General features: G+C 63.5%; 16 protein-coding genes. 10 read left to right on the top strand and 6 right to left on the bottom strand.

All coding sequences use genetic code 11. The annotated features are described in order from the left end of the window. Positions 1-14: 14 nt before the first annotated feature. Positions 15-659: a lysoplasmalogenase family protein gene (locus AAG591_RS03960; protein ID WP_342529681.1), complete on the top strand. Its 645-nt coding sequence runs from the start codon at positions 15-17 to the stop codon at positions 657-659. Positions 660-743: 84 nt separating this feature from the next. Here the strand turns inward: AAG591_RS03960 and gyrA are convergent, their stop codons facing one another. Then, positions 744-3569 (bottom strand): DNA gyrase subunit A, encoded by a 2826-nt coding sequence (gyrA, locus tag AAG591_RS03955; RefSeq protein WP_342529680.1) that lies wholly within the window; start codon positions 3567-3569, stop codon positions 744-746. Between the two features lie 302 nt (positions 3570-3871). On the opposite strand from gyrA, the gene AAG591_RS03950 reads away from it, so the two are divergent. Then, positions 3872-5164, top strand: coding sequence for a tetratricopeptide repeat protein (locus AAG591_RS03950; RefSeq protein WP_342529679.1), 1293 nt, complete (start codon positions 3872-3874; stop codon positions 5162-5164). A gap of 59 nt (positions 5165-5223) precedes the next feature. Here the strand turns inward: AAG591_RS03950 and AAG591_RS03945 are convergent, their stop codons facing one another. Continuing rightward, complete coding sequence (locus AAG591_RS03945; RefSeq protein ID WP_342529982.1) at positions 5224-5940, bottom strand: NYN domain-containing protein; 717 nt, start codon at positions 5938-5940, stop codon at positions 5224-5226. A gap of 93 nt (positions 5941-6033) precedes the next feature. Here AAG591_RS03945 and lipA point away from each other — a divergent pair, with 93 nt between their 5' ends. Both lipA and AAG591_RS03935 read left to right on the top strand, forming a co-directional pair. Beyond that, positions 6034-6990 (top strand): lipoyl synthase, encoded by a 957-nt coding sequence (gene lipA / locus AAG591_RS03940; protein WP_342529678.1) that lies wholly within the window; start codon positions 6034-6036, stop codon positions 6988-6990. Further along, on the top strand, positions 6990-7448 hold the full coding sequence (locus AAG591_RS03935; RefSeq protein ID WP_342529677.1) for a type II toxin-antitoxin system RatA family toxin: 459 nt from the start codon (positions 6990-6992) through the stop codon (positions 7446-7448). The genes lipA and AAG591_RS03935 overlap by 1 nt, the downstream gene beginning before the upstream one ends. Here the strand turns inward: AAG591_RS03935 and AAG591_RS03930 are convergent. The 3 genes from AAG591_RS03930 to AAG591_RS03920 are packed head-to-tail and all read right to left on the bottom strand — an operon-like array spanning position 7409 to position 9641. Continuing rightward, positions 7409-7909: a CinA family protein gene (locus AAG591_RS03930; protein ID WP_342529676.1), complete on the bottom strand. Its 501-nt coding sequence runs from the start codon at positions 7907-7909 to the stop codon at positions 7409-7411. The two genes, AAG591_RS03935 and AAG591_RS03930, sit on opposite strands and share 40 nt — an antisense overlap. Further along, entirely contained in the window at positions 7906-8475 is a 570-nt protein-coding gene (locus AAG591_RS03925) for a hypothetical protein (protein WP_342529675.1), read from the bottom strand. The genes AAG591_RS03930 and AAG591_RS03925 overlap by 4 nt, the downstream gene beginning before the upstream one ends. Next, entirely contained in the window at positions 8472-9641 is a 1170-nt protein-coding gene (locus AAG591_RS03920) for a bifunctional 2-C-methyl-D-erythritol 4-phosphate cytidylyltransferase/2-C-methyl-D-erythritol 2,4-cyclodiphosphate synthase (protein ID WP_342529674.1), read from the bottom strand. Before AAG591_RS03920 ends, AAG591_RS03925 begins: the two co-directional genes overlap by 4 nt. A gap of 60 nt (positions 9642-9701) precedes the next feature. Between AAG591_RS03920 and dusB the strand changes: the two genes are divergently transcribed. The 6 genes from dusB (at position 9702) to AAG591_RS03890 (ending at position 17418) form a co-directional block, all read left to right on the top strand. After that, positions 9702-10721, top strand: a complete 1020-nt coding sequence (dusB, locus tag AAG591_RS03915) for a tRNA dihydrouridine synthase DusB (protein ID WP_342529672.1) — start codon at positions 9702-9704, stop codon at positions 10719-10721. Positions 10722-10837: 116 nt separating this feature from the next. Beyond that, entirely contained in the window at positions 10838-13057 is a 2220-nt protein-coding gene (locus AAG591_RS03910; RefSeq protein WP_342529671.1) for a sensor histidine kinase, read from the top strand. Positions 13058-13085: 28 nt separating this feature from the next. After that, positions 13086-14465: a nitrogen assimilation response regulator NtrX gene (ntrX, locus tag AAG591_RS03905; protein ID WP_342529669.1), complete on the top strand. Its 1380-nt coding sequence runs from the start codon at positions 13086-13088 to the stop codon at positions 14463-14465. A gap of 164 nt (positions 14466-14629) precedes the next feature. Beyond that, the gene (gene hfq / locus AAG591_RS03900) at positions 14630-15238 is read left to right on the top strand and encodes an RNA chaperone Hfq (RefSeq protein WP_342529667.1); all 609 of its coding nucleotides are present in this window, start codon (positions 14630-14632) and stop codon (positions 15236-15238) included. 44 nt (positions 15239-15282) lie between these two features. Beyond that, complete coding sequence (gene hflX / locus AAG591_RS03895) at positions 15283-16605, top strand: GTPase HflX (RefSeq protein WP_342529666.1); 1323 nt, start codon at positions 15283-15285, stop codon at positions 16603-16605. 30 nt (positions 16606-16635) lie between these two features. Next, entirely contained in the window at positions 16636-17418 is a 783-nt protein-coding gene (locus AAG591_RS03890) for a Stf0 family sulfotransferase (protein ID WP_342529665.1), read from the top strand. Here AAG591_RS03890 and mazG read toward each other — a convergent pair. Beyond that, positions 17415-18182: a nucleoside triphosphate pyrophosphohydrolase gene (gene mazG / locus AAG591_RS03885; RefSeq protein WP_342529981.1), complete on the bottom strand. Its 768-nt coding sequence runs from the start codon at positions 18180-18182 to the stop codon at positions 17415-17417. The genes AAG591_RS03890 and mazG overlap by 4 nt on opposite strands. Positions 18183-18185: the final 3 nt, after the last annotated feature.

The following is an 18185-nucleotide window of genomic DNA, read 5'->3' as shown; positions in this document are numbered from 1 at the left end:
GTTAGATGCGCCCCATGCCCCGTCGCGCCCTCGTCCAGCATCGCCCCTGGCTCGCCCTGAGCCTGATCGCAGCCATCGCGTTGCCGGTATTAGAGAACACTGCGATGGGCGGGCTATGGCTGATGGCGATCAAGACCTCCGCGGTCGGCTTCCTGGCGGTTTACGCTGCGCAACGCACCAAGGGGCTGCGCGCGGGGCTGTTCGTGCTGGCGCTGGGGCTGAGTGCCTTGGGCGATCTTGCGATCGAATTGTCCCTGACAGCCGGCGGAGCTGCCTTCTTTGCCAGCCACCTCGCCGCGATCCTGTTCTATCGCCGCTACCTTCGGCCCGAGCCGACCATCGCACGCAAATGGGGAGCGCTTGCGCTGTTTATTGCGGTTCCGCTGATCTGCTTCGCGCTAAGCGGGCAGTGGACCATCGCGCTTTACGGTCTGGCGCTTGGCGGGATGGCGATGGCTGCCTGGCTCAGCCTGTTCCCACAGTGGCGGGTCGGGCTGGGCGCGCTCCTGTTCGTGCTATCCGACTGGTTGCTGTTCAGCCGAATGGGGCCGGTCGATCTGGCTCCGCTGCCCGATCTGCTGGTGTGGCCGACCTATTACGTCGGCCAGCTGCTGATCGCGACCGGCGTCGTGCAGACGCTGAGACGGTTTCGGCGGTAGGCTCCTCACGCAAAGTGAAAAGCCCGCTCGCCTTCTGGAATTCCTTGGGCGAGCGGGCTTTTCAATTGAAGCGGGCGCTTAGGCCTATACGTCCGTCGGTGTCGGATCGTCCCGGTCGAGCGTTGTGTGGGGCGATGTCGTCTGGTATTCGCGCGCCATGCGTTCGTCCATGATGGCTTCTTCGGCAGGGTTCTCGGGGTCGGCATCCTCGTCGATCCGCGCTGCGCCGACGATATGTTCGCCCTTGGCAACGTCGAACACCTTCACCCCCGAAGAGCCGCGACCGTAGATCGACCAGCCCTTGTGATTCTCGAACCCATCCGGGATCAGGTGGCGGAAATCGATCGGCAGGCGGATCAGCTTGGCCTGGTCGGTCACCAGCATCAGCTGCATGCCGTGGCGAACGGGGAAGCTCGCGACGACCGGGCCGTTGCGGCTCGCATCGCTCGGTTCGCCGATATTGGTAATCCCCTGGCCGCCGCGCCCGATGGTGCGGTACTCGTAGGCCGAGGAAATCTTGCCGTAGCCATTGGCGGTGAGGGTGAGGATGAACTCCTCGTTCTCCTCCATCTCCTGCGCGATCTCGGCGTCGAGCGTGTGATCGTTGTCGTTGTTCTTCCACACCGCGCCGCGCAGATATGCCTCGCGCGTTTCCATATCGTGGCTGAGCGGGTGGAGCACGGCGAGGCTGACGACCTTGTCGCCTTCCTTCAGCTTCATTCCGCGCACGCCGATGCCCGTGCGGCTCTTGGTTTCGCGCGCGTCGGTGGCGGCGAAGCGGATCGCCTTGCCCGCATCGGATGCGAGGAAGATCTCCTGATCCTCATTCAGCAGGCGCACCCCGATCAGTCGGTCGCCACTGCCTTCGACGAAGCCCATCGCGTATTTGCCGTTCGACGGCACGTTGGTGAAGGAATCCATCGAGTTGCGGCGGACCATGCCTTGCTCGGTCGCGAACACGATGTTGAGCGCGCTCCACTCCGCCTCGTCCTGCGGCAGCGGGAGAACATTGGTCACGCGCTCGTCTTCGCCCAAGGGCAGCAGGTTGACCATCGGGCGGCCCTTGGTGGTCGGGCTCCCTTCGGGCAACTTCCATACCTTCAGGCGATAAACGCGGCCCGTATTGGTGAAGAAGAGCACCGGATTATGGGTGCTGGTGACGAACATCTCGACCACCGCATCCTCATCCTTGGTGGCCATCGAACTGCGCCCTTTGCCCCCGCGCGCCTGTGCGCGGAAGGCATGGAGGGGGGTGCGCTTGATGTAGCCGCCGTGCGTGACGGTGACGACCATGTCTTCCTGTTCGATCAGGTCTTCGTCGTCGACGCCGTCCCACGCGGGCGCGATCTCGGACATGCGTGGGGTCGCGTATTGTTCGCGAATCGCTTCGAGCTCTTCGCGCATCACCTGGTAGAGCTTGCGGCGGTCGGCCAGGATCGAGAGGTAGTATTCGATCTTGGTCGCCAGGTCCTTCAGCTCGTCACCGATCTCGTCGCGGCCCAAAGCGGTCAGGCGGTGCAGGCGCAGGTCGAGGATGGCTTTCACCTGCCGTTCGGACAGGCGGTAGGTGCCGCCATGCTCGTCCGAAGTCGGCTCGATCGCTTCTACCAGCGCGATGTATTGCGCAATATCGCCGATCGGCCATTCCTTGCGCAGCAATTTGCCCCGCGCTTCGGCGGGATTGGAGGCACCGCGGATGATCGCAACGACCTCGTCGAGGTTCGACACCGCAACCACCAGGCCGAGCAAGATGTGCGCGCGGTCGCGGGCCTTGTTCAGCTCGAACTTGGTGCGACGGGTAATGACCTGTTCGCGGAACTGGATGAAGGCCTGGATGATGTCGCGCAGGCTGAGGACTTCGGGCCGGCCGCCACGGATCGCGAGCATGTTCGCCGGGAAGCTGGCCTGCGCCGGGCTGTAGCGCCACAGCTGGTTGAGCACGACCTCGGGCGAAGCATCGCGCTTGAGGTCCACCACCACGCGCACGCCTTCGCGGCTCGATTCGTCGCGGATGTCGGAAATGCCCTCGATCCGCTTGTCCTTCGCGGCGTCGGCGATCCGTTCGACCAGCATGTTCTTGCCGACCTGGAAGGGGATTGAGGTGAGCACGATGCTCTGGCGGTCGTTGCGCCCGGTTTCGATCTCGTGCCGGGCACGCATCATGATCGAACCGCGGCCCGTGGTGTAGGCCGAACGTGCGCCCGACTGGCCGAGGATCAGCGGCGCCGTCGGGAAATCGGGGCCGGGGATGTATTCGATCAGCTCTTCGGTGGTGATCGCCGGGTTGGCGATGAAGGCAAGACAGCCGTCGATCACTTCGCCCAGGTTATGCGGCGGGATGTTGGTCGCCATGCCGACCGCGATGCCGCCCGCGCCATTGACCAGCAGGTTGGGGAAGCCCGCCGGCAGAACGGTCGGTTCTTCGCGCGAACCATCGTAGTTCTCCGCGAAATCGACCGTATCCTTGTCGAGATCGTCGAGCAGCGCGTTGGCCACTTTCTCCAGCCGCGCCTCGGTATAACGCATCGAGGCGGGCGGATCGGGGTCCATGCTGCCGAAGTTGCCCTGGCCGTCGATCAGCGGAACGCGCATCGACCAGCTTTGCGTCATGCGGGCGAGGGCATCGTAGATCGCGCTGTCACCGTGCGGGTGGTAGTTACCCATCACGTCGCCGACGATCTTGGCGCTCTTGCGATAGGGCCGCCCGGAGACGAAGCCGCCTTCCTGGCTGGCAAAGAGAATCCGGCGGTGGACCGGCTTCAACCCGTCGCGCACATCGGGCAGCGCACGGCTCACGATCACGCTCATCGCGTAATCGAGATAGCTCGTCTTCATTTCATCGACGATGTCGATGCGATCATACTCGCCCATGGGGCTGGGCGGGGTCAGGGTATCGGTCTCGTCGCTCAAGGGAGGTCCGCTCGCTTAGATTTTTGGGTGCGTCTGACGCGCAATGGCAGGAGGCTAGGGGAAAGCCGCCGGGGGTGCCACCAGAGGTGACCTAAGATGGGGGCTGAGGCACGATTTTTCCACATTTTTGGCGGAGTTTTGCGCTTATTTTGCAAGGTGCGTCATTCAAGCACGGTTCAACCGGTTCGTGCAACTGTCTGGACCTTCCCGCGGCACTATCGCATAGGCCGCGCGTATTTTTCATAGGAACCCCCGGTAACCCCCGGGCCCGCGCATCGCGCGGTGCCAAACAGGAGAGAATAATGCCCTTTTTCGTACCCAGTTCGCGCAAAGCGTCCAAGCTCGCCCTGGCGGCAGCCATCATGGGCGTCGGCGCGTTCGGCCTCACGGCGTACGACGCACCCGCCTACGCCAAGAAGGACGAAAAGAAGAAGTCCAGCGCCCAATTCTCGGAAGCCTTCCAGAAAGCTTACCCGCCCGTAGAGGAAGCCATGAAGGACAAATCGATCGCGCAAGAGAAAATTCTGCAGATGATCCTCGATACCGAAAGCGCGGTATCGACTCCCGATGACCAGCTCGTATTCGGCAACGGCCTGTACAACACCGCGCTCGACCTCAAAAATTATGAGCTGGCAGGCAAGGGCATGGAGATGATGCTCGACAGCGGAAAGCTGCCGTCCGAGAATGTGGCGCAATACAGCTTCACCGCTGGGCAGCTCGCCTACAACAATCACGACTACGCCAAGGCGCGCCAGCGTTTGCAGGAAGCTGCGGATCTGGGGTTCGACGATCCTGAGCTGAGCCGACTGATCGCGCAAAGCTTTGTCCTCGAAGATAATCAGGAAGGTGGCCTGACCTACCTCGACGGTGTGATCGGAGGACAGATCGACGCCGGCACGACGCCGACCGACGAGATGCTCGAACTGGGCTTTTCGCTCGCTTACGAAAACGGCTCTTACGACAAAGCCGCAGACTACGCGCTGATGCGGGCGGAGTACTATCCGTCCGACACGACGTGGCGCAATGCGATCGCCGTGGAGCGTAATTTTGGCGAGTTCAGCGACGCCGAGATCCTCGATCTGATGCGCCTGATGCATATCACGGGTACGATGACCGAGGGCAACGAGTACGCCGACTACATCAACGCCGCGAATTATCGCCGTCTCCCGGCCGAAGTGCTCGAGATTGCCGAGGAAGCGGTCGCCAAGGGCCTGCTCGACCAGAACGACACGCTGGTTGCCGAGGCGATGAACGAAGGTCGCGAACGTTCGCCGGGCCTGCGTGCCGACATGGCCGAGCTTGCAAGCGACGCCAAGGCTGGTGGCGCGAGCGGCAGCCTCGCGATTGCTGCGGGCGATGTTTACCTCAACTTCGGCGAGCCCGCAGACGCGGCAGAGCTGTATGAAGTGGCGCTGACCCGTCCCGATGTCGATCGTAACACCGCGCTGACCCGGCTCGGCATTGCCCAGGTCGAGACTGGCGATTTCGCTGCGGCACAGGAGACCTTCGCCAAGGTGCAGGGCAATCGCGAATCCATCGCGAAGCTGTGGGCCGCTTACGCCGCGCAGGAAGCGTCGGCCGGCATGGACAGCTAAGTCTAAAGACTAATTTGAAAGATTGGCGGCGCGGGGGCGAAAGCTTCCGCGCCGTTTTTCTATCGCAAGCGCCGGACGTAGAGCTGTTCGTCCTGCCCGCGCTTCATCTCGAACCGGTCGAGCGAACCCACCAGCTCTGACAACCGCTTGAAGCCGTAGTTGCGCACATCGAAACTGGAGCGGTTGCCCGCGATCTGGCCGACTTCGTGCAGGCGCGCGAACCCGGCATCGTCACGGCTGGAGGCTTTCCATGCTTCGCCGAGCAGCTGGATCAGCTCATCATCGACGTCGACCTTTTCGGTCTTGCTGTCGCTCACCGAATCGCGCGATTGACCGCGCACCAGCTTGGCAGTGTCGATGAAGCGCGTGCAGGCGCGTTGCAGCGCCTGCGGGGTCTTCGCATCGCCGAAACAGTACACCGGCAGCCCATCCTGCCGCAGCCGCGTGACCAGCGGGGTGAAGTCGCTGTCGGAGCTCATGATCCCGAACCCGTCGACCTTGCCCTGATACAGCAGGTCGACCGCGTCGATGGTCATCGCCATGTCGGTGGCGTTCTTGCCGCGCGTCAGGTCGAACTGCTGGTGCGGCCTGATGCCGTAACGATTGGTGATGTCGCCCCACCGCTTCAGCGCGTCCTTTGCCCAGTTGCCGTATGCGCGGCGGATGTTCACCTGCCCAAGCTCGGCAAGGACGGTGAGCACCGCGTCGATCCCGCTGGGGTCGACATTGTCGGCATCGATGAGAAGGGCGATGTTGTGGGCCTGCATTTCTGACATGCCCGCCACATGGCCTTCGTCGCCTGCGCTGGCAAGCCACCCCATCGGTACATGCCATTGCTACATTACGGGCAGGCTCCTAGATGGCGGGTCATGAACGACCTTTCCTCCGCTCCCGAACCGCAAGACAACCGCGAACCCCGCCAGCGCAAGCCCGACTGGATCAGGGTCAAGGCACCGGTCAGCAAGGGCTATCACGAGACGCGCCGCCTGATGCGCGATCTCAGCCTGAACACCGTGTGCGAAGAGGCCGCTTGCCCCAATATCGGCGAATGCTGGGAGAAAAAGCACGCCACCGTCATGATCCTCGGCGATGTGTGCACGCGCGCCTGCGCGTTCTGCAACGTCAAGACCGGGATGCCGCGGCTGGTCGATCCGATGGAGCCCGAAAACGTCGCTGTTGCGGCGGGCAAGATGGGGCTCGAACACATCGTCATCACCAGCGTCGACCGCGACGACCTGCCCGATGGCGGGGCGGGGCAGTTCGTGAAGGTGATCCAGGCGCTGCGCCGCGAAACGCCGAACACCACGATCGAAATCCTCACGCCCGACTTCCGCGGCAAGATGCGCCCCGCGATCGAGGCGATCTGCGAGGCTGGACCGGACGTATTCAATCACAACCTCGAAACCGTGCCGAGGCTATATCCGACAATTCGCCCCGGCGCGCGCTACTACGCCTCGCTCCGGCTGCTCGAAGAGGTGAAGTCCCACGATCCGCTGATCTTCACGAAGTCGGGCATCATGCTCGGTCTCGGCGAGCAGCGTTTGGAAGTGCACCAGGTGATGGACGACATGCGCAGCGCGGATGTCGATTTCATCACGATGGGCCAGTACCTCCAGCCGACGCCCAAGCACGCCAAGGTGGAGGATTTCGTGACGCCCAAGGCGTTCGACGCTTTCGGTTCGATTGCGCGGGCAAAGGGCTTCCTGCAGGTCGCGGCGAGCCCGTTGACCCGATCGAGCTATCACGCTGGCGACGATTTCGCCCAGATGAAGGCGGCGCGTGAAGAACGCCTGACGCGCGAGGCTGCGCGCAAGGAAGCACGCTGATGCCGGGCATCCACCAGAAACGGGTGCTGCCTTACTCTTGCGAGCAGATGTTCGATCTGGTCGCGGATGTGCGCAGCTATCCCGATTTCCTGCCGTGGGTGATCGCGACGCGGATCACGTCGGACAGCGACACCGAAATGGTGGCGGACATGGTGGTCGGCTTCAAGGCAATCCGCGAGAAGTTCACCTCGAGAGTCGAGAAGAAGCGGTCAGAAAGCATCCACGTGCATTACATCGACGGGCCGCTCAGCGATCTGCACAATGCGTGGGAGTTCACCGAGGTGGAAGGTGGATGCGAGATCGACTTTTGCGTCGATTTCACATTCAAGAACAAGATTTTCGAGCGTCTGGCCGGGGCTTATTTCGACCGCGCTTTCCGCATGATGATGACCGCGTTCGAAAAGCGCGCGGACGAACTTTATGGCAATAGCAGTTCGAGCGCGCACAGCGTCGCCTGACGGCGCACCTCCGCGCGGCCGATTTCGCCGAACGACTTGAGCTCGCCTTCGGGCTGGTCTTCCTGGCCGCGGGTTGCGCGAGCGAAAACCACCGTGCCGACCGGTTTCGTCGGCGTTCCTCCGCCGGGTCCCGCGACGCCGCTGATCGCAACCGCGACATCGGCCTTGCTGTTGGCAAGCGCACCCTGTGCCATGGCCCACACGCATGCGATGGAGACCGCGCCGAATGTTTCGATGATGTCGGACGACACGCCCAACAGCTCGATCTTCGCTTCGTTCGAATAGGTGATGAAGCCTCGATCGAGCACCGACGACGATCCGGCGATCTCGGTCACCGCGCCGCATACCAGCCCGCCGGTGCAGCTTTCCGCGAGCGCTATCGTGCGCCCGGCCTCGCGGTTCTGTTCGACCACGCGCGTGGCAAGCTGGACGATGTCGGACGAGAGAAGGGCGTCGGTCATTCCGGTAGCACCTCGCAAATTTGCATCTCGCCTTCCTTCTTCCCGACGAACCCCATGACCGTCGCCACCAGAGCGCCGTAGTTCTCGGGTGGGAGCGGGGCGAGCAGTGGGAGGAGGGCATTCGCCTTGCCACATGTGTCGGGTTCGATTGCTTCCGCGATAAACTGCAGAGCAAGAGCATCGACGAAGGGGCGCAGCGCGTCACCCTCCATCCGCATAAGCGTTTGCATGATGCCGCCCGTGCCCGGTCCGGCCTGATCGGCCCATTCGCGCTTCGCGCCTGTCTTGCTCTCGATTGCTCCCACCAGCAGCCGCCGCGCACCTGGCCACGCGCTATCGCGGAGCGGCTCGAACTCGGCCGAGAGATCCGCGCCCTCGTTCATGATGAAGCTGTTGGCAGGAAGCACCTCGGCGCAGCGCGATTGCAGGGCTTCGATGGCCAGCGGCATGGCATAGGTTGCGGCATCCGCAACATCCGCCTGCTGAACGCAACTGCCCTGCGCGAGTACGGGTTGGGATAAAGCGAGCATTGCGGCAGTCGCAGTGAGGCGAAGCGGCAGTCTCATTCGAAGTCCTCCCTGATCAGGGTTGCGGCGGCCTGAGCGGCAATTCCTTCGCCGCGCCCGGTGAAGCCGAGCTTTTCGGTCGTGGTTGCTTTTACGCTTATCGCATCGACCTGAACACCGGCCAGTTCGGCGATCTTTTCGCGCATCGCATCCTTATGTGGCCCGATCTTCGGCGCCTCGCAGATGATCGTGAGGTCCAGATTGCCGACCCGGTATCCCGCATCGGCGGCGAGGCTGACCGCATGCGCGAGGAATTGGCCCGACTCTGCGCCGCGCCATCTTTCATCGCTGGGCGGGAAATGCGTGCCGATATCGCCATTGCCGATCGCGCCGAGAATGGCGTCGACCAGCGCGTGCAGCGCCACGTCGGCGTCGCTGTGCCCGGCCAGCCCCTTGTCGTGGTCGATCTTGATGCCGCCGAGCCACAATTCCTCACCCTCGGTAAGCTGGTGGACATCGAACCCGGTGCCCATGCGGACGGGCGCTGCCTGCATGGCGAAATCCTCTGGAAAAGTCAGTTTGGCGAGTTTTGTAGACCCCTCGACCACGGCGACGTCTCCGCCATTGGCGCGGAGAACCTGAGCATCGTCGGTCGGCTCGCTGGTGCTATCCCACGCGCGATGCGCAGACAGGATGGCGTCGAACGCGAAACCCTGCGGTGTCTGGACCCGGGCAAGAGTGGTGCGGTCCTCCTGCCCGGTCATCACGCCTTCCTTGGTGCGCGCGATCGTGTCGACCACGGGCAGTGAGGGGATTGCGCCGGGATAGGTGTCGAGCGCCGCCAGCACCCGGTCGATCACCGGCTGGGGCAGAGTGGGGCGCGCGGCATCGTGGATCAGCACGCGCTCCGGTGCGTCGATCGCGAGCGCTTCCAGCCCCGCGGATACCGACGCGCGGCGGGTGTCGCCGCCATCGATCAGCATGATGGAATCGAGCCCTGCGAGCGCCTCGCGCGCCATGTCCGCCGCATCGGGCGCAATGGCGACCACAAGCGGCGCAGCTCCGGCGGTGAGCAGCGACTCTGCCGAGTGGCGCAATACCGGCTTGCCGCGCCAGCGGACATATTGCTTGGGGATCGCCTGCCCGGCGCGCGTGCCGGTGCCTGCGGCAACGATAATCGCGGCGAAACGGGGCAGGTCTGCGGGAGGGTGACGGAGGTGGGCCATCGGTGTCCGGGCTACGCGCTTGCGAGAGCGGCGGCAATCCACTATTTGCCGCGCTTCCCCATGCTTGAAGTACCGACCCCTCCTTCGGCTCCGAAGCCGATCGCCATCGGCGACGTGCGCGTCGAGACGCCTGTCGTCCTCGCGCCCATGACAGGCGTGACCGATATGCCGTTCCGCACGCTGGTGCGCCGCTACGGCTCCGGCCTCAACGTGACCGAGATGATCGCGAGCGAGGCGGCGATCCGCGAGACGCGCCAGAGCGTGCAGAAGGCTGCATGGGACCGGATCGAGGAACCCGTTTCGATGCAGCTGGTCGGGTGCGACCCGACGAGCATGGCCGAGGCTGCGAAATTGCAGGAAGGCAATGGCGCGGCGATCATCGACATCAATTTCGGCTGTCCGGTGCGCAAGGTTGTCGGCCAGCTGGCGGGCAGCGCGCTGATGCGCGAAGTGCCGCTGGCGACGAAGCTGATGGAAGCGACGGTCAAGGCGGTGGACGTGCCGGTGACCGTCAAGATGCGCATGGGCTGGGATCACCAGAGCCTCAACGCTCCCGAACTGGCGCGGATTGCCGAGGATCTGGGCGTGAAGATGATCACTGTCCACGGCCGCACACGCAACCAGATGTACAAGGGCAGCGCCGACTGGTCGTTCATCCGCAAGGTGAAGGACGCAGTGAGTATCCCCGTGATCGTCAACGGCGATATTTGCGGCATCGACGATGCGGCCAAGGCGCTGGAGCAATCGGGCGCGGACGGGCTGATGATCGGGCGCGGGGCCTATGGTCGTCCCTGGCTGCTCGGCCAGGTGATGCATTGGTGGCAGACCGGCGAGAAGCGCTTTGACCCGCCGCTGAACGAACATTACGCGGTGGTGGTCGAACATTACAAGCGGATGCTCGATTACTACACGCCACCGGTCGGGGTGAAGATCGCGCGCAAGCACCTTGGGTGGTACACCAAGGGGCTCTACGGCTCGGCCGACTTCCGCAAGACGATCAACTTCATCGACGATCCCGCGCAGGTGCTCGGCGAGATCGATCGCTTTTTCGAACCCTTCCTAGTCCGCGACGCCGCCTGAGCCGAGCGGTTTTGGTAGCGATTGCCACAAGGCGTTGCCGAAATGCGACGCGAAGTGGGACGACACAGCCTTTGTAACTTGTATTGCGGCAACAGCGATGTTGTAAGTCGGCAACGATGGCGACCTCTCCCGTCAAGACGATACGCGGTTCTCGCTTTGCCCGGCGGATGGTCGTCGCTTCGCGGCGCGCCAACCTGTTCCGGTTGCTGGAGATCGGTGCGGCGGTCGCGCTGGCGATCATGGTCTTCGCTACCTGGAGCGCTTTCGCGAAGACGCCTGACGAGACCGATCTGCTCCCGACCCGGCAGATTTCGATCCTCCTGATCGGCGCGCTTGTCCCGGCAATGGCGCTGCTCGTCCTGCTGGGTCGCCGACTGGCGCTGCGTCGTGCCGCTGGCAGCACCGCGCGGCTGCATGTGCGCCTCGTCTTCGTATTCTCGCTGATTGCTGCGGTTCCGACGCTCCTCGTCGCGACCTTTGCCGGGGTGCTGTTCCAGTCGGGTGTCGATTTCTGGTTTTCGAGCGATTCACGCGGCCTGTTCGAGAGTACGAACGAATTTGCGGAGAGCTATTTCGAGCAGAACCAGTTCGAGGTCGCTCAGGAAACCCGCACGATGGCGGGTGACATGCTCTACCTGCTGCAGGGCCGCGATGCGGACGATCTGGCCAGCCGCGAGTTCCAGGAGGATTATCTCTACCAGATGCAGGCCCGCGACATCAGCGAGAGCGCGATCTTGCAGGCCTTTCCCAACGGCACGGTGACAACCGCAGTGGCGATCGGGATCGTCGCCGGCAATCAGCCTGCAGAGGCGGGCGCCCGCGCGCTGCCAAAGTTCAAGGCAGGCGAGAACGAGGTTATCTTTGCTGATCAGCAGCGGATCGAGGCGATAACGCCGATCGACCGCGCTGCGGGCATCTATCTGTACAATGCACGCAACACCACCGCTCTGTCGTTCACCAATTTCCAGCGCGCGACCGACATCATGGTGCAATATCGCGAGCTGACCCAGCGTGCCCGCGCGCTGCAACTGCGCTTCAATCTGGCATTGTTTTTCGTCAGCCTTGCGCTGGTGGGATTCGCGGTGTGGTTCGCGCTCCGCTTTGCGGACCGCCAGGTCGAGCCGCTGACCGATCTGGTCGCGGCGGCGCGCAAGGTCGGGGCGGGTAATTTCGCGCTGCGGATCGAAGGGCGGACCGGTGCCGACGAGATCGGGCTGCTCAACCGGGCATTCAACCGGATGACCGCGCAGCTCGAAACGCAGACCGACGATCTGATGCGGGCAAACCGCGAGATCGACGAACGGCGCGCCTTTATCGAGGCGGTGCTCGAGTCGATGAGTGCAGGCATTGTCTCGATCGACCGGGATGGCGCAATCCAGCTGATGAACACCTCGGCACGGCTCCTGCTGTTCGAGGATGCGACCGAGGAGGGGAGGGGCAAGGCCTTTGCCACGGCCGCGCCGCAGATCGCCTCGCTGCTCGACAAGGGCGTTGAAGGCGGCATCGTGACAGTAACGAAGGGTGCCGACCTGCTGACTCTGGCGGTGCGGATCGCCCCCGCAACGGGCGGTCACGTGATCACCTTCGAGGACATCACTCGCCAGCTATTGGACCAGCGCCGCGCTGCCTGGTCCGACGTCGCTCGCCGGATTGCGCACGAGATCAAGAACCCGCTCACTCCGATCCAGCTCGCAACCGAACGTCTCAAGCGCCGCTACGGCAAGAAGGTCGGCGACGACGATACGCTATTCGACGAACTGACAAGCACCATCGTGCGCCAGGTCGGCGCGCTGCGTGCGATGGTCGACGAGTTCTCCTCTTTTGCCCGACTACCGAAACCGGTTTTCCGCGACGAAGACGCGATCGATCTGGTTCGTCAGGCAGTATTCCTTCAGGAAGTCGCGCATCAGGACATCGCGTTTCATGTCGAGGCGCAGGATGGTAACGTGCCGCTCAGCTGCGATCGTCACCAGTTCGGCCAGGCGATGACCAACGTTCTGAAGAACGCGGTCGAGGCGGTGCAGGCCCGTGCATCCGACGAAGGTGCCGGTTTTGCCGGGCGGATCGCGGTATCGATCGAACAGGGCGACGATCTTGTCGAAATCCGGATTGCGGATAACGGCGTTGGCCTGCCAGCCGAACGGGACAGGATCGCCGAGCCTTACGTGACCACCCGCGAAAAGGGCACCGGACTGGGGCTCGCGATCGTCAGCAAGATCGTGGAGGAGCATGGCGGCGACATGTCCTTCACGCCCGTCGCGGAGGGCGGAACCCAGGTCATCCTTCGTTTCGCCCGCAATCCCGAGCCCGCAGCATCCGAGGAGCAGGCGGCATGAAACAGACACACCCCAAAAGGAGGCGCTGATGGCGCTTGATATCCTGGTCGTCGACGACGAACGCGATATTCGCGAGCTGGTTTCCGGCGTACTGACCGACGAAGGCTACGAATGCCGCGTCGCGGGCGACAGCGGAACTGCGCTGCAAATGGTCGACGAGCGGCGGCCGAGCCTCGTCCTGCTCGATGTGTGGCTGCACGGCAGCCCGATGGACGGACTGGAAGTGCTCGATGCGATCAAGGAGCGCGAGCCGGAGCTGCCGGTGATCATCTTCTCCGGCCACGGCAATATCGACACCGCAGTCTCCGCGGTCAGCCGCGGCGCGATGGACTTCATCGAAAAGCCGTTTGAGACGGAGCGCCTGCTGCTGCTGGTCGAACGCGCGACCGAAACCGAGCGCCTGCGGCGCGAGAACACGCGTCTGAAGCAGGATAATGGTGGCCCGGGCGAGGAATTCACCGGCAACTCCGCGCCGGTCAACCAGGTGCGTGCTACGCTGAAGAGGGTCGCCAATACAGGCAGCCGGGTGCTGATCAGCGGCCCCGCCGGATCGGGCAAGGAAGTCGCCGCACGGATGCTGCATAGCTGGAGTGGGCGTTCGTCCGGCGCCTTCGTGACCGTCAATTCCGCGCGGATCACGGCAGAGCGTTTCGAGCAGGAGCTGTTCGGCGAAGAGGCCGATGGCAATCTGATCCGCCCGGGACTCCTCGAAATGGCAGATGGCGGCACGCTGTACCTCGACGAGGTCGCCGACATGCCGCTCTCCACGCAAGCGCGGATCCTGCGTGTGCTGACCGAGCAGAGCTTCGTGCGTGTGGGCGGCAATCGCCAGATCGGGGTCGATATGCGGGTTGTCAGCTCGACCTCGCGCGATTTGCAGGTCGAAATCGAGGAAAAGCGGTTTCGCGAAGACCTGTTCTACCGGCTCAATGTCGTCCCCGTGACCATTCCGTCGCTGGCCGACCGGCGAGACGATATTCCGGCGCTGGCGACCCATTTCTTCGCCCGCTACGCGACCGAGCAGGGGCTGCCGCCACCCGAGATCAGCGAAGAGGCGCTCGCCACGTTGCAAGCCTACGACTGGCCCGGCAACGTGCGCGAATTGCGCAATGTTGTGGAACGCACGGTGATCCTGTCGCCGCGAGACAAGTTGAACGTCATCGAACCCGAGATGCTGCCTGTAGAGATAACCGAGGGCGGGGTGAAGGGCGGTATCGGGCTGTCCAGCCTGATGGGCGTACCGCTGCGCGAGGCACGCGAGGAATTCGAGCGCGAATATCTCGCGATCCAGATCCGGCGCTTTTCGGGCAATATCTCGAAGACTGCCAATTTCATCGGGATGGAGCGGTCGGCGCTACACCGGAAGCTCAAGATTCTCGGGATGACCGATCGCAAGGACGAGGGCTGAAACGTCCTGCGTCCAAGCCACTGGAGGAAAATGACGAGTCGCGACAGCGGAACGCAAGTCCGCAGCAAGCATTTTTCGAGATAAGTGCTGCTCTCGAACGGGCAGATGAATAGAGCGATGCTACACCGCTCCTCGCACGTGTGGCCAAGAACAGGAACAGGGTTATGCCTGCAGGAAAAACGCTTTCGATTAAGACCAAGCCAAAGGCCGAAGATGAAGCGCCCGAGCGCGCAGCTGCGACCAAGACCACCCAGAAGCGTGCGCCCTCCCGCAGCGAGGCAGGCTCGACCGACAAGCAGCCCGGGCTCCAGGACGGTTTCCTGAACATCCTTCGGCGCGAGAAGGCGCCGGTCACGGTGTTTCTGGTCAAGGGTGTGAAGCTGCAGGGCATCATCACCTGGTTCGACAATTTTTCGCTGCTGCTGCGGCGCGACGGCCAGTCGCAGCTTGTCTACAAGCACGCGATCAGCACGATCATGCCCGCGCAGCCCATGGATGCCGAACAGTTTGCCAATCGCGACGGTGGCAAGAAGCAGCGCCAGTTGCAGGATGTGTTCCTGGGGCGCGTCAGCGAGGCCGAAGTTCAGGTAACCATGTTTCTGGTCAACGGTGTGATGCTGCAGGGGCGGATCGCGGCCTACGACCTGTTCTGCACGCTGCTGGAGCGCGAAGGATACGTACAGCTGGCATACAAGCACGCCGTTTCGACCATTCAGCCGTCCGAGCCTGTCGACCTGAGCGATTGGGAAGACGACGAGGATGACTACGACTAGTAAGCGAGGACCGCTAGATTTTCGAAGATGACCTGCAAGGCGAGGTGACGCGCGGAGCGCGCGCGCTCGTCATCTGTCCCGACATTCGTGGCCAAGCGCACGATCTGCCAGCCGAGGAGCGGCTTGCGGAGGCGATCGGCCTTGCCAATGCCATCGGCATCGTCGTCGCGGAAAGCTATATCCAGCCCGTGCGCGATGTGCGGCCCGGGACGCTGTTCGGGGCAGGGCAGGTCGAACAGATCGCGACGCAGGCCGAATTGGCCGAAGCGGAGCTTGTCATCGTCGACGGCGCGCTCTCGGCGATCCAGCAGCGCACGCTTGAAGAAAAACTCAAGCGCAAGGTGATCGACCGAACCGGACTGATCCTAGAGATTTTCGGTGAACGCGCGGCGACCGCAGAAGGCCGCTTGCAGGTTGAGCTGGCGCATCTCGATTATCAGGCGAGCCGCCTGGTGCGCAGCTGGACTCACCTCGAACGGCAAAGGGGCGGCTTCGGTTTTCTCGGTGGCCCCGGCGAAACGCAGATCGAGGCGGACAGACGGATGATCCGTTCGCGCATGGCGCGACTCCGCCGCGATCTGGAACAGGTGCGCAAGACCCGTGCGCTTCATCGGGAACGCCGCACCCGCGCGCCGTGGCCCGTGATTGCGCTGGTCGGCTATACCAATGCGGGCAAGTCGACGATTTTCAACCGCCTGACCGGCGCGGACGTGATGGCGGAAGACCTGCTGTTCGCCACCCTCGACCCCACCATGCGGGCGATCGGCCTGCCGGGGGTCGAAAAGGCGATCCTGTCCGACACGGTCGGGTTTATTTCCGACCTGCCGACCCAGTTGGTCGCTGCGTTCCGGGCGACGTTGGAGGAGGTAACCAACGCCGACCTGATCCTGCACGTGCGCGACATCGCAAATCCCGCCAGCGCTGCGCAAAAGACGCAGGTGCTGGAGGTGTTGCGCGGACTAGGCGTCTTTTCTGAGGGAGAGGAGGGCGAAGAGCCCGTCAGCGCGATTCCGATCCTCGAAGTGTGGAACAAGTGGGATCTGCTCGCGGAGGACGCGCGCGAGGACTTGGCCGCCCGGGCCGAAGAGGACGAAACGGTCGTGCCGCTCTCGGCTGAAACCGGCTTCAATATCGATGCTCTGGAAGCGCGGATCGGCCAGGCGCTCACGCGCGAGGCAATCATCCGTGAAATCGTGCTGCCAGCGTCCGCGGGACGCGAGATCGCATGGCTTCACGCCCATGGTGATGTGCTGGAGGAAGAGGAAATCGCCGATCAGCAAGGCTTGCCACAACACCGGCTGGTCGTTCGGCTTGGCCCCAAGGAATTGGGCCAGTTCGAAACAATGGGCGCCGACGCCGCCGGTTGACTGTAACCGCGCCTGTGCCGAGAATAGGGCATGATCGACGGGCTCACTACCGGGCATGAGCCCGCTTTCGATTTCCCGCGTTTCGCCGGTCTGCCGGCCACACCTTACCTTGTGGCAACCACGCCACGATCGGGCAGTTCGTGGTTTGGTCACCGTCTATGGGAAACCGGCTGCCTGGGCGCGCCGATCGAGTATCTGAACTTCGCTCCGGGCGGCCCGCTCGGGCAGCTTTCGGAGGATCGGGGGGCGCAGGAGCGCCATTGGCAATCCGTGCTGGCAACGCGCACATCGCCCAACGGCGTGTTCGGCCTCAAGGCTTTTCCACTGCAATTTGAAGACCTTGGCGCTTTAAATTCACATCTTCTCGACGCGGTGATGCGCTTCATGCTGGCGCGCGGAGCGGATACGCGCGTCATCCACTTGGTCCGCCGTGATCGGAAGGCGCACGCAATATCCTATGCCCGCGCATCGCTTTCGGGCCGCTGGCGTGCGTCGCAGGAGGGGGAAGGGCAGGCCGAGCCACCATTCTCGCGTCGGGCAGTCGACAATGCCGCTCGCCTGATCGAACGACAGGAGAGCACCTGGGCCGCCATGTTCCGCGATCTTCGGATTGCGCCGTTGCGGATTGCCTATGAGGATGTGCGGAGCGATCCGGCGAGCGCGCTGGCTGCGGCGGCGGATTATCTTGGCGTCACCATCGATCCGGCGGCGCGGGTGAGCGTCCCCGAGATCGAGCGTCAGAACCAGGACGGCGCGCGTGTCTGGGCCGAAGCCTATGACGCGGGCGACGATGCTGGGGAGGGGAGCGCCTAGCCGCGCTCCTGCCGCTTGACCGCCTGCCAAAGCGCTTCCTGCGCGTCGAGATCGAGCGAAGAGAACCCGCCGTCTGCCAATGTTTCCATGCCGCGATAGCGCCGCTCGAACTTGTCGTTGGCGGCGCGCAAGGCAGCTTCGGGTTGAATTCCGTAAGCGCGAACGACGTTGACCGCCGCGAACAGCAGGTCGCCCGCTTCCTCTTCGCGCGTCGCGTCGTCAGCCTCCGCCAGTTCGGTCGCTTCCTCGGCCAGCTTGTCGGCCGCGCCCGAGGGATCGGGCCAGTCGAACCCGTCGCGGGCGGCGCGCTTCTGCAGCTTCTCTGCGCGAAGCAAGGCGGGAAGCGCGCGCGCGACTCCGTCCATCGAGCTGGCCTGGCCCTTTGCCTCGCGTTCCTGCGCCTTCAGCGCCTCCCAGCGTGTTTCGTCCATCGTGCCATCGGCCGAGCCGAAGATGTGAGGATGACGGGCCTCCATCTTGTCGGAGATGACCTGCGCGACGTCATCGAATGAAAACAGTCCGCGTTCTTCCGCCATGCGCGCGTGGAAGACGACCTGGAATAGCAGGTCGCCCAGTTCTTCGCGCAGCTCATTCATTTCGTCACGCTCGATAGCGTCGGCGACCTCGTAGGCTTCCTCGATCGTGTATGGTGCGATCGTCCCGAAATCCTGCGCAAGATCCCATTCGCATCCGCGTTCCGGATCGCGAAGCCGCGCCATGATGGCTAGAAGTCGGTCGATTGGGCGTGATGGCGTGATGTTCATGGA

This window comes from Citromicrobium bathyomarinum (assembly GCF_038594485.1).
Classification (GTDB): domain Bacteria; phylum Pseudomonadota; class Alphaproteobacteria; order Sphingomonadales; family Sphingomonadaceae; genus Alteriqipengyuania; species Alteriqipengyuania bathyomarina_A.
The sequence above is the reverse complement of the archived record's forward strand: the minus strand, read 5'-3'. Positions and strand labels throughout refer to the sequence as shown.